We start from the raw sequence: 11,782 nt of genomic DNA, 5'->3' as shown, positions 1-11,782 counted from the left end.
CCGGTGGATCCGGCGGAGTTGCGAGCGGCAGTGCTGGCCGTCGCCGACTGGCTGCACGACGACACGCTCCCGGCGCCGTCGCGACCGGCGCTGGCCGCCGCCGTCCGACTAACTGCCCGGGCCCTGGCGCAGGATCTTCCCGGCAACGCCGTGGAAGTGCGCGTCCCGCCATTCGTGGCCGTCCAATGCTGCGCGGGGGTGCGCCACACCAGGGGCACGCCGCCCAACGTGCTCGAGGCCCGGCCACGCGAGTGGCTGCTGGTGGCCACTGGGCTCGCCGACCTCGACGTGGCGATCGCCGAACACCGCATCAGCGCTTCTGGGCACCGCGCTGCCGACATTCTCGCCGGTCTGCCGATCGTGCGGCTGCGCTCATGACTCATTCGCACGTCTGATCACCGCGCCCGAAGCGGCGCCCCGGCCGATCGCGGGCTGACGCTGTGCGCGATAGCGACGTCCAACACACCTCGTCGCTGATCCTGTGCAAACGCCGGTGCCGCTGCGTAAACTCGCAGAGTACGTACGCCCGTTCCCCAGCCCACGAAACCGGAGCGTCCAGGTGACAGATCTCTCTCTCGATTCCATCGACGAACCAGAGAACTCCCCGCGCGAAGAATGCGGTGTTTTCGGTGTCTGGGCCCCCGGCGAGGACGTCGCGAAGCTCACCTACTACGGCCTCTACGCCTTGCAGCATCGTGGGCAGGAGGCCGCTGGTATCTCCGTCGGCGACGGCTCGCAGGTGCTGGTATTCAAGGATCTCGGTCTGGTCAGTCAGGTCTTCGACGAGCAGACGCTCGCCTCCATGCAGGGCCATATCGCCGTCGGCCACTGCCGCTACTCGACCACCGGCTCGACGACGTGGGAGAACTCTCAGCCGATCTTCCGGCACACCGCGGCCGGTAACGCCGTCGCGCTCGGCCACAATGGCAACCTGGTGAACACCGCCGAGCTGGCCCAGCGCGCCCGGGACCTTGGGATCTACAGCCGCAGCGAGACCGCCAGCTCCGACTCGGACGTGATCGGCGCCCTGCTGGCCCATGAGGCCGCCGACAAGACCCTGGAACAGGCGGCGCTGGAACTCCTGCCGACCTTGCGTGGTGCCTTCTGCCTCACCTTCCAGGACGAGAACACCCTGTACGCCGCCCGCGATCCGCACGGCGTCCGTCCGCTGAGCCTGGGCCGCCTGGACCGCGGTTGGGTGGTCGCCTCGGAGACCGCTGCGCTGGACATCGTCGGCGCGTCCTTCGTTCGTGACATCGAGCCGGGTGAGCTGCTCGCGATCGATGCCGACGGCGTCCGCAGTACGCGCTTCACCGAGGCCACCCCGAAGGGGTGCATCTTCGAGTATGTCTACCTGGCCCGCCCGGACAGTGTGATCAACGGCCGGTCGGTGCACTCGGCGCGCGTGGACATCGGGCGCCGTCTGGCCCGCGAGGCCCCGGCCCCGATCGGTGACCTGGTGATCCCGGTGCCCGAATCCGGCACACCCGCCGCTGTCGGCTACGCCCAAGAATCGGGTATCCCCTACGGCCAAGGCTTGATGAAGAACGCGTACGTGGGACGTACCTTTATTCAACCAAGCCAGACCATCCGGCAACTCGGTATCCGGCTTAAGCTGAACCCGCTGAAAGAAGTGATTCGCGGTAAGAAGCTCGTGGTGGTCGATGATTCGATCGTCCGCGGTAACACCCAGCGGGCCCTGATCCGGATGTTGCGGGAAGCTGGCGCCGCCGAGGTGCATGTGCGCATCGCGTCCCCGCCGGTGCGGTGGCCCTGCTTTTACGGCATCGACTTCGCCTCGCCAGCCGAGCTGATCGCCAACGGCATGGAGTCCGAGGCAGGCATGGTCGAGGGCATCCGCAAGGCGATCGATGCGGACTCGTTGTCGTACCTCAGCATTGACGGCATGGTCGCCGCCAGCGAGCAGCCAGCCGATGCGCTGTGCATGGCGTGCTTCGACGGGCACTACCCGATCGAGCTTCCGCAAGAGACCTCGATGGGCAAAGCGGTTCTGGAGACAATCCTGGCCGTGCCCAACGACAACGCCAGCGCATTGATGCGGCCGTAGGTTCGCCCGATCCGCTGCGGTAACCTTGCCGCAGACCATCCGTATCCTCCCCGGTCTTGATTAATCAGGAGTGCTTCGACCATGAACGACGGCCCCGCCCACCCGATCGACAGCGGAGCCGGAGCCTCGTACGCGGCCGCTGGCGTGGACATCGATGCCGGTGAACGCGCTATCGAGCTGTTCGCCCCGCACGCCAAGCGCGCCACCCGCCCCGAAGTGATGGGCGGCCTCGGCGGGTTCGCCGGGCTGTTCGCCCTCAAGGGTGACTACCGTGAGCCGGTGCTCGCCGCCTCCAGCGACGGCGTCGGCACCAAGCTGGCCGTCGCACAAGCGCTCGGCATTCACCACACCGTCGGCCGCGACCTGGTTGCCATGGTCGTCGACGACCTCGTGGTCTGCGGCGCTGAGCCGCTCTTCCTGCAGGATTACATCGCCATCGGCAAGGTGGTCCCAGAAGTGGTGGCCGACATTGTGCGCGGCATTGCCGACGGCTGCTTCGAGGCTGGCTGCGCGTTGCTGGGCGGCGAGACCGCCGAGCACCCCGGCCTGATGGAAGACGGCCACTACGACATCTCCGCCACCGGCGTGGGAGTGGTGGAAGCCGACGCGATTCTCGGCCCGGACCGGGTCCGACCGGGCGATGTGGTGATCGCGATGGGTAGTTCCGGACTGCATTCCAACGGTTACTCGCTGGCACGCAAAGTGCTGCTGGAGTGGGGCCGGATGGATCTGGAGGGACACGTCGAAGAGTTCAGCCGCACCCTCGGTGAAGAAATGCTGGAGCCGACCCGTATCTACGCGAAGGATTGCCTCGCGTTGACTGCCGAGACTGAGGTGCGGACCTTCGCGCATGTCACCGGCGGTGGTCTCGCCGACAACCTGGGCCGGGTGCTTCCGGCCGGGGTGTCCGCGCAACTGGAACGTGCCTCCTGGGCGCCGGCCCCGATCTTCTCGATGATCGCCCAGCGCGGCCGCGTCGAACGCGCCGAAATGGAGCGCACCTTCAACATGGGTGTCGGCATGGTCGCCATCGTGGCGCCGGAGGATACCGACCGAGCGCAGGCCATCCTCACTGCCCGCCACGTGGATAACTGGATTCTCGGATCGGTCGGCCGCGCCGGTGAACCGGGTGCCGCAGGCAGCGCAGAACTGATCGGCGACTACCCGCGCTTCTGAGCCGTTCGACCCTTCGACAAGCTCAGGGGGCGGTGGCAAGCTCGGCGGAGGATCGCTCTGGGGGCGGTGGCAAGCTCGGCGGAGGATCGCTCCGGGGGCGGTGGCAGGCTCGGCGGAGGATCGCTCCGGGCGCGGACGCGGGTGGAAGCACCGAAAAACCCTGCACGCGCCGAAGGCGTGCAGGGTTTCTCGGTGTTGTACCTGTTGTCAGGCGTGTCGCCACTCGTCTTGCGTCGACCAGCTGTCCTGGTCGGACGTGTCGTCGACCGGAGAGTGGGTAAGACCTTCGCCGCCGGACAGCTCGCGCTGCAGGCTGTCGAGGTCAGTGTTATGAGTGGAGTACTTAAGCTGACGAGCGACCTTCGTCTGCTTTGCTTTTGCCCGGCCACGGCCCATAAGGGACCCCCTCGCACAATGACGGGGCGGCCAGTTTTTGGCGGCCCCGTTCTACTCGTTAGGTGTATTCCTACCGAGCAGTCTACCCCAGTTTTTGACTAGGGGCGGCCACGGAGGCGATTCACTGCGGCGCGTCCGGCCTGGACCGTCTCGTCGGCGGTGTAGTAGTCAGGTTCGATGCGGGCGGCGACCCCGCCAGCGGTAGTCAGGTGGGCGTCGACCGGCACTGACCGTTTGACGAGGGCCAGGGCGATGGGTCCCAGCTCGTGGTGATCGACGACGGTGCCGATACGGCCGATTGTGCGCCCGTCAAGTAGCACCGCATCGTCGGTCGCCGGGCGCTCGTCGGCGCTGCCGTCTAGGTGCAGCAGCACCAGGCGGCGCGGCGGACGCCCCAGGTTCTGCACCCGGGCGACCGTCTCCTGCCCGCGGTAGCAGCCCTTTTCCAGGTGAACCGCACCGAATTCGGCGGGGCTGCCGATCCAGTCGGCTTCGTGGGCGATGGTGCGCTCGTCGGTGTCGCGCCCGAGCCGGGGCGTCATGGCCGCCACCCGCAGCGCTTCTTGCGTCCAGATTCCGGCCTCGGTGGCACCGGCGGCGACGATCTCGGTCCACCACTGGCGCACCTCGGTGTCCGGGACTATCAGATCCACCACCGGCAGGCTCCGGCCCTCGCCGGTGGGGGGCATAATGCGCCAGAACCCGAGCGGCTCATCCTCGTGATGCATCTCGGGAAGGTCGCCGGCGTCGTAGATCTGGGCGTCGGGGTGAATCTCCAGCATCTCGGCCAGCGGCCCGCTGCGGGTGGCCGGGCCGATCAGGGTCAGCACGTGCATGTCAGCGCGCGCGGTGACCGTCACCGCGGAGCGAAAGACCATCCGGCTCAGGTATTCCGCCAGCGGACCGCCGCGCTGGTGCTCGGTGTCCAGCCAGGTCACCAGGTCGACATCGGTCAGCACGAAGTGATCCTCGACCCGGCCGTTGCCGTCTAGCGAGAGACTTTCGGCGCTCTTCCGGTCGCCCAACCCGGCCACATCCTGGCTGACGATCGAGTGCAGCCAGGTCAGCCGGTCACCGCCAGCCAGTTCCAAGACGGCCCGATCGCTGCGGTCGACCAGCACCGCCGAGCGTGCGGCGGCGCGCTGCTCGCCGAGCGGATCGCCGTAGTGCCATGCGACACCGGGACTCGGGTCGTCGTCGGGCGTGGGCACCGCGGTGGGGTGGTTGAGCAGGATCGGCGAACGGTCGGTGGCCATGGCTGCCAGCTTACGGACTCACTGCCGGACGAACGCGTCCACGCTGGAGTCGGTATGCGAACCTGTAGCGGTGACGCTGATCGTGGTTTCCGGCGACGGACGGGTGCTCGACCCGGAGCAACCGCTCCTGCACGCCGACGATCTCGCGGCGCTGCGCGGCGACGGAGTCTTCGAGACCCTGCTTGTTCGGGGCGGGCGCGCCTGCCTGGCGGGCCCACACCTGGACCGATTGCGGGCCGGGGCTGCCGAACTCGACCTGCCCGCGCCGGACCTACCTGCGCTGCGCCGGGCGATCGACGTCGCGACCGCGCACTGGGGGAATGCCGAGGGCATGCTGCGCATTGTCTTTTCTCGGGGGCGGGAGAGTCGTCCGGGTCAACCGACCTGCTATCTGACCCTGCATGACGTCCCCGATCGGGTCGCGGCCGCGCGGCGCGATGGCGTCACCGCGATCACCCTGCCGTGGTCGCCGCCGCCGCTAGCCCGGATCAAATCGCTGGCCTACGCGGGGCATGCCGCCGCCTCCCGGGAGGCGCTCGCCCGCGGCGGCGACGATGCGGTTCTCGTCGGCGCCGACGGCGTCGTGTTCGAGGGGCCGCGGTCGTCGATCGTGATCGCTGCGGACGGTGAACTGCTCACCCCGCCGCGGAGTCTGCCGATTCTGCCGGGCGTCACCGCCGCTGCCCTGGGAGCTCGGGAGCGGATGCTGACCGTCGACGATTTGCGGCACGCCGACGGTGTGTGGCTGGTCTCCGCGGTGACGCTGGCCGCCCCGATTCGGATACTGGACGGGGTATTGCTGGGCCGATCCGCGTCGATGGATGTGTCTTCGGCCACGAAACCGTAAAAGCCCTGGGCCTTTAGTCCCGGAACGGTCGCTTGTGGGGTCTTTCAGTCGTACGGTGTCCCGAGGTACTACTCGAAGTAGTACGACGATCTCGAGAGGGGCCCGGCGTGGACGTGGTTGACATATCGCGGTGGCAGTTCGGCATCACCACCGTCTATCACTTCATCCTTGTTCCGCTGACCATCGGCCTGGCGCCGATGATCGCGATCATGCAGACGGTGTGGGTTAAGACCGGCAACGAGGCGTGGCTGCGCGCCACCAAATTCTTCGCCAAGCTCTTCTTAATCAACTTCGCCCTCGGCGTGGCTACCGGCATCGTGCAGGAATTCCAGTTCGGCATGAACTGGAGCCAATACAGCCGGTTCGTCGCTGACGTCTTCGGCGCCCCGCTGGCAATGGAGGGGCTGGTCGCCTTCTTCCTCGAGTCGACGTTCCTCGGCCTGTGGTTCTTCGGTTGGAAGCGCTTGTCCAAGGGCGTGCACCTGGCCTGCATCTGGCTCGTCGCCATCGGCGTTACCGCCTCGGCGTACTTCATCATCGCCGCCAACTCGTTTATGCAGCATCCCGTCGGGGTGGAGTGGAATGAGACGCTGCAGCGGCCGCAGATGACCAGCATCTGGCAGGTGCTGACCAACAACACGACAATGCTTGCCTTCCCGCACGTGATCCTCGGAGCGTGGCTTACCGCGGCCACCGTCGTCGCTGTGGTCTGCCTCTACTGGATGGCCCGCAACTCGGTGCGCGCCAAGCAGCTCGCCGCCGGGAGTGCGCCGGTCACCACCGCGCCCAGCCAGCTCGGTGCGAGCAGCGAGCAGCTGATGGACGAAAACCGGAACCTGTGGCGTCCGGTCGCGTTGTTCGCGCTGTGGATGACAGTGTTCTCCGGAATCGGTTTGTTCATCACCGGTGACGCGCAAGGGCAGCTGATGTTCAAACAGCAGCCGATGAAGATGGCCGCAGCCGAATCGCTGTGCAAGACCGAAACCGGCGCGGGTTTCTCGGTGCTGAGTATCGGCACCCAGAACAACTGCGCCCACATCAATCACCTCATCGTGATCCCGAACATGCTCTCGTTCCTGTCCGACCACACCTTTGACAGCCGCGTCCAGGGCGTCGAAGAGCTGCAGGCGCAGTACGAAGCGGAATTCGCGAAGGCGCGCGAAGAGGGACGACTCTCGCGCATGGTCGCCGAAAGCAGTGCCTTCCCGGCCGGGCAGAACTTCGCCCCGAACTTGTTTGTCACGTACTGGAGCTTCCGCGCCATGATCACCTGGGCGCTCGGCTCCGTGGTGGTCGCCCTGGGCGGACTATTCTTGCTGCGCAAGAAGCGGCCGGGCGGCGGCCTGGAAGTGAGTCGCAAAGCCGCTGTCGTCGGCCTCTGGATGCTGCCCACGCCGTTCCTGGCGAACGCCTCGGGCTGGATTTTCACCGAAATGGGCCGACAGCCGTGGGTCGTGGTTCCGAACTGGGCCAACCCCGAGGAGGCTGACCCGTTCAAGATCAGCATGCTGGTCAAGGACGGTGTCTCATTCAACGGCACCGGACTGGTGTGGACGTCGCTGATCATCTTCACGCTCCTCTATGCGGCGCTGGGCGTCGTATGGTTCATGCTCGAACGCCGTTATGTGCGCGAGGGTCCAGCTGCGGCTGAGGATCCGGACGCCGAAACTCCCGACGAATCGGAGAGTGACAAACTCTCCTTCGCTTACTGAGAAGGGTGACCTGACATGAACCCCACCACCCTGCAGATCGTCTGGTTCGTTCTGATCGCGGTCCTGTTTACCGGATACTTTGTGCTGGAGGGCTTTGACTTCGGCGTCGGCATGCTGATGTCCTTCCTCGGTAAAGGCCGCGGCCCCGAAGCGGCCGAAGACGGCGATAAGCGCCGCCGCCTGATCATCAACACGATCGGCCCGGTTTGGGACGGTAACGAGGTGTGGCTGCTGACCGCGGGCGGCGCGCTGTTCGCGGCGTTCGGTGGCTGGTACGCCACCATGTTCTCCGGCTTCTATCTGCCGCTGCTGCTGATTCTGCTCGCGCTGATCGTGCGCGTCTGCGCCATCGAATGGCGAGGCAAGATCAACGATCCGAAGTGGCGGAAGTGGTGCGACGTCGGGATCGCGGTCGGCTCCTGGGTGCCGGCCCTCCTCTGGGGTGTCGCCTTCGCGAACATCGTGCGCGGCGTCCAGATCGAGTTCCGCGACCCCAACCACGTCTACCTCGGCGGATTCTGGAATCTACTGAATCCGTACGCCCTCGTCGGTGGACTCACCACCCTCGTGGTCTTCCTGACTCACGGCGCGATCTTCATCGCGCTGAAGACCAAGGGCCAGATGCGCGAGGACGCCGTCACGCTGGCTGCGCGTCTGTCGCTGGCCATGCTGGTGATTGCCGGCACCTTCCTGGTGTGGACGCAGCTGGCCTATGGCAAGACCTGGACGTGGGCGCTGGTCGCCATCGGCGCCGCCGCCGCGCTGCTCGTGGTGTTCGCCACCAACAAGCAGCGTGAAGGCCTGGCGTTCTTGGGCACGGCGGTCGCGATCATGGCCACAGTGGCGCTGCTCTTCGGTTCGTTGTACCCCTACGTCATGCCCTCGACGTTGGGTGACGACCAGGGCTTGACCATCATGAACAGCTCATCGAGCGAGTACACCCTGATGGTGATGACCTGGGCTGCGGCGATCATGACACCCATCGTGATCGGCTATCAGGCCTGGAGTTACTGGGTCTTCCGGCAGCGTATTTCGATTGACGACGTCCCCGACCAGGCGGCCGGACTGCCCCTGTCGGAATCGGTATCGTCGGACCAGTGAGTGCCGCGCCGCCCCTGGATCCGCGTCTGCTGAAGTACTCGCCGTCGGCGCGCGGGTATGTGATCTTCACAGCGGTATTCCAGGCGGCGACGGTGGTGGCCACCGTGGTGGCGGCGTTTGCGCTGGCCGGGCTGCTCGCCGAGATCATCACCGATCCGGCCACGCGTAGCTTTGCCGCGCAGGCCACCCACCTGTGGGTGCTCGGTTGTGCGCTCACGGTGCGTGTCGGCGTCGGCTACCTGGCCGGGCGGTACGCCCATCGGGCCGCGTACGGCTCCATCGCCGAGTTGCGGGTCGCCGCCCTGGACCGGCTGACCGATCCGGCGCACACCAGCCCACGGACCCTGCTGACCGCTCGGGAACGTGCCCTGACCGTGCTGCTGCGTGGGCTCGACTCGCTTGTCGCCTACTTCGCCGGCTACCTGCCTGCGCTGCTCGCGACGGCGATCATCACCCCGGTGGTGGTGATCGTGATGGCCTTCGTCGATTTCACCTCGGCGCTCATCGTGATCGTCACGCTCCCACTGATTCCGGTCTTCATGGTGCTGATCGGTCTGATGACCCGCGACCGTACCCAGCACAAGCTCGAAGCGATGAGCGCGCAGACCGCGCAACTGATGGATCTGCTCACCGGACTGCCAACGCTGCGCGCTCTCGGCCGCGCCCAGGGTCCGGCCGCGCGCGTGCAGCGCCTCGGCGAGAAGTTGCGCATCACCACGATGTCGTCGCTGCGGGTCGCGTTCCTGTCCGGCGCCGCGCTCGAGTTCATTGCGACGCTCAGCGTCGCCCTGGTTGCCGTCAGCATCGGTCTGCGCCTGGTCTTCGGCGAGATGACGCTCTACGCCGGCATCCTCGCCCTGATCCTCGCGCCGGAGGCCTACCTCCCGTTGCGCCAGGTCGGAGCCCAGTTCCACAACTCGGAGGACGGGATGGCCGCAGCTCGCGAGGTGATGGAGTTCATTGAAGCTCCCGACGACGCTTCGCCGCTCCCTGCCGCTGCTCCGCCGCTCCCTGAGCTTGTCGAAGGGTCACCCGGCGCCACGGTCGTCTTGGCCAGCGTCGGCATCTTCGGCCGCGACGGTTGGGCGCCGCGCGAGCTGTCAGCCGCCATCAAACCCGGCCGCGTCAGCGTCCTGGCCGGACCCAACGGCAGCGGTAAGTCGTCGGTGCTGTCGGTGATCCTGGGCCTGCTCCGCCCCGATGAAGGCAGCGTGTGGGTGGATCCGGACGCGACCCTCGCCTGGTTACCGCAACATCCGGTCGTTCTCCCCGGGACTGTCCGGGAGAACCTGGAGTTCTTCGGCGTGCCCGACCCCGAACGTCTCGCCGCCGCGTGCGCCGCCACCGGATTCGACGCCGTCCTGGCGGAGCTGCCGGACGGTATGGAAGCGGTGCTCGGCGCCAGCGGTGCCGGGCTGTCCGCCGGTCAGCGGCAGCGACTTGCGCTCACCCGCGTACTGGCCGCACCCGCCTCCCTCCTGCTTCTCGACGAACCCACCGCGCACCTCGACCCTGACAGCGAAGACTCGGTGCTCGCCGCGGTCACTGAGCGCGCGGCAGCCGGCGCCACCGTTGTGATGGTCGCGCACCACGGCGAAGCGATCGGCGTCGGCGACGTCGTCGTGGAACTCGCGGGGGTGGCCGATGCGGTCTGATCCCATGTTCCGTGCGCTCCGGTTCTTCGGTCTCGGCGTGCGGCCGGTGATTGCCTCGGTGCTGCTGGGCGCGGCCGGTGCGTTGTCGGCGCTCGGGCTCGCCGCGCTCTCCGCTTGGCTGATCACCCGCGCCTGGCAGATGCCGCCGGTGCTCTACCTGTCGGTGGCGGTGACCGCCGTGCGCGCTCTGGGCATCTCACGTGCGCTGTTCCGGTATCTCGAACGGCTCGCCACCCACAACGCCGCGCTCGACGCGATGAGCAAAGCGCGCACCCGCATCTATCGCGTCCTGGCCGGCGGCTCGCCCGCCTACTCGGTGGGGCTGCGGCAGTCGCAACTGCTGGCCCGGACTGCCGATGATGTCGACGACATCGGCAACGCGATGATTCGCGGCCTGGTCCCGATGGCTGTCGGCGCGGTGACCGCGCTGGCCGCGGTGATCATCATGGCCACGGTGTCGCCGCTGGCCGCGGTGATCCTCGCGGTGGCCCTGCTGGTGAGTGGCGTCATCGCGCCGTGGCTCGCCGCACGCGGGGCAGCAAGGGCGATCGCGGGCAGCGCGCGGGCCCGCGAAGACGTCGCCGACGAGACCTCGGTGCTGCTCTGGCATGGACCCGAACTGGTGGTCGCCGGGCGCCGGGGGCAGGTGCTCGACGATCTGCGGGCGGCCGACGGGCGGCTCGCACGGACCACGGATACCGGGGCCAGCTGGGAAGTCTCGGCGGCCTCGGTCACTCCGCTCGCCTTGGGCGTGAGCGTGGTGGCGGCCGCGTTGATTGCCGTCGACCTGGCCACCCGCGTTACCGGCTCACTCGCTGATGTCTCCGCGCACGACACCCGCTTCACCCCGATGCTGTTCGGCATTCTGGTGCTGCTGCCGCTGTCGTCATTCGAGATGACCGGACCGCTCACCGAAGCCGGGATCGCGTGGCAGCGGGGAAGGCAGGCGGCACGACGAGTGTTGCAGCTCGTCGCCGGGGCTGACCCTTCGACGGAGCTCAGGGAGCGGGAGACGGAGCTCAGGGAGCGGGGGACGGAGCTGGGGGAGCCCGAGACGCACGGCGATCCGGTATTCGTTACCGCGCCGACCGCACTGACCGCCGATCGGCTGAGCTGGGGATGGGACCGTCCGCTCGGGCCTGATGGCGGCCTCGACCTGACGCTCGAACCCGGGGCGCGGCTGGTGGTGGTCGGGCCCAGCGGATGCGGCAAGTCGTCGCTGCTGATGACGCTCGCCGGACTGCTGCCGCCGCTGCGCGGTGCGGTCACCGGTAGCGAGGCGGCCTGTTACTTCGCCGAGGAAGCGCACCTGTTCTCCACGTCGGTGCGGGAGAACCTGCTCGTCGCCCGCGGTGATGCCACCGACGACGAGGTGCGCGGCGCGCTGGAGGCGGTCGGACTCGCCCCGTGGGCCACGGGTCTGCCTGGCGGTATCGACACCGATCTGGTGGGCGGCGGGGCGGCGCTCTCCGGCGGCCAGCGGCGGCGGCTGCTCCTGGCGCGCGCCCTGCTGCACCCGGCCTCGATTGTGCTGCTCGATGAACCGGTCGAACATCTCGACACTGTGGACG

General features: G+C 67.6%; 10 protein-coding genes. 8 read left to right on the top strand and 2 right to left on the bottom strand.

Annotated elements, in window-relative coordinates; genetic code table 11:
- Positions 1-3 precede the first annotated feature (3 nt).
- The 3 genes from WAW85_RS10875 to purM all read left to right on the top strand — a co-directional run bounded on the left by WAW85_RS10875 (position 4) and on the right by purM (position 3,244).
- Positions 4-378: a sterol carrier family protein gene (locus tag WAW85_RS10875; protein WP_422559628.1), complete on the top strand. Its 375-nt coding sequence runs from the start codon at positions 4-6 to the stop codon at positions 376-378.
- 181 nt (positions 379-559) lie between these two features.
- On the top strand, positions 560-2,068 hold the full coding sequence (gene purF, locus WAW85_RS10870) for an amidophosphoribosyltransferase (RefSeq protein ID WP_422559627.1): 1,509 nt from the start codon (positions 560-562) through the stop codon (positions 2,066-2,068).
- Between the two features lie 81 nt (positions 2,069-2,149).
- Positions 2,150-3,244, top strand: a complete 1,095-nt coding sequence (purM, locus tag WAW85_RS10865) for a phosphoribosylformylglycinamidine cyclo-ligase (RefSeq protein ID WP_422559626.1) — start codon at positions 2,150-2,152, stop codon at positions 3,242-3,244.
- A 207-nt stretch (positions 3,245-3,451) separates the two neighbouring features.
- Here purM and WAW85_RS10860 read toward each other — a convergent pair whose 3' ends face one another.
- Positions 3,452-3,640 carry a DUF3073 domain-containing protein gene (locus tag WAW85_RS10860; RefSeq protein ID WP_422559625.1) on the bottom strand — a complete coding sequence of 63 codons (189 nt, stop codon included), beginning with the start codon at positions 3,638-3,640 and terminating at the stop codon, positions 3,452-3,454.
- A gap of 98 nt (positions 3,641-3,738) precedes the next feature.
- On the bottom strand, positions 3,739-4,896 hold the full coding sequence (locus WAW85_RS10855) for a YgfZ/GcvT domain-containing protein (protein ID WP_422559624.1): 1,158 nt from the start codon (positions 4,894-4,896) through the stop codon (positions 3,739-3,741).
- Between the two features lie 70 nt (positions 4,897-4,966).
- On the opposite strand from WAW85_RS10855, the gene WAW85_RS10850 reads away from it, so the two are divergent.
- The 5 genes from WAW85_RS10850 to cydC all read left to right on the top strand — a co-directional run.
- A complete protein-coding gene (locus WAW85_RS10850) occupies positions 4,967-5,743 on the top strand; it encodes an aminotransferase class IV (RefSeq protein WP_422559623.1) in 777 nt (258 codons plus the stop codon).
- Positions 5,744-5,850: 107 nt separating this feature from the next.
- Positions 5,851-7,455 (top strand): cytochrome ubiquinol oxidase subunit I, encoded by a 1,605-nt coding sequence (locus tag WAW85_RS10845; RefSeq protein ID WP_422559622.1) that lies wholly within the window; start codon positions 5,851-5,853, stop codon positions 7,453-7,455.
- Positions 7,456-7,470: 15 nt separating this feature from the next.
- Positions 7,471-8,556, top strand: coding sequence for a cytochrome d ubiquinol oxidase subunit II (gene cydB / locus WAW85_RS10840; RefSeq protein ID WP_422559621.1), 1,086 nt, complete (start codon positions 7,471-7,473; stop codon positions 8,554-8,556).
- Positions 8,553-10,211: a thiol reductant ABC exporter subunit CydD gene (gene cydD, locus WAW85_RS10835; RefSeq protein ID WP_422559620.1), complete on the top strand. Its 1,659-nt coding sequence runs from the start codon at positions 8,553-8,555 to the stop codon at positions 10,209-10,211. Before cydB ends, cydD begins: the two co-directional genes overlap by 4 nt.
- Positions 10,201-11,782: thiol reductant ABC exporter subunit CydC (cydC, locus tag WAW85_RS10830; protein WP_422559619.1), on the top strand; the 1,582-nt coding region annotated here is incomplete at its 3' end. The genes cydD and cydC, both read left to right, overlap by 11 nt.

The organism is Gordonia sp. (in: high G+C Gram-positive bacteria) (assembly GCF_049299075.1).
In the GTDB taxonomy this organism is placed as follows: domain Bacteria; phylum Actinomycetota; class Actinomycetes; order Mycobacteriales; family Mycobacteriaceae; genus Gordonia.
Note: the sequence above shows the minus strand (reverse complement) of the source record. Positions and strands in the feature narration are given on the sequence as shown.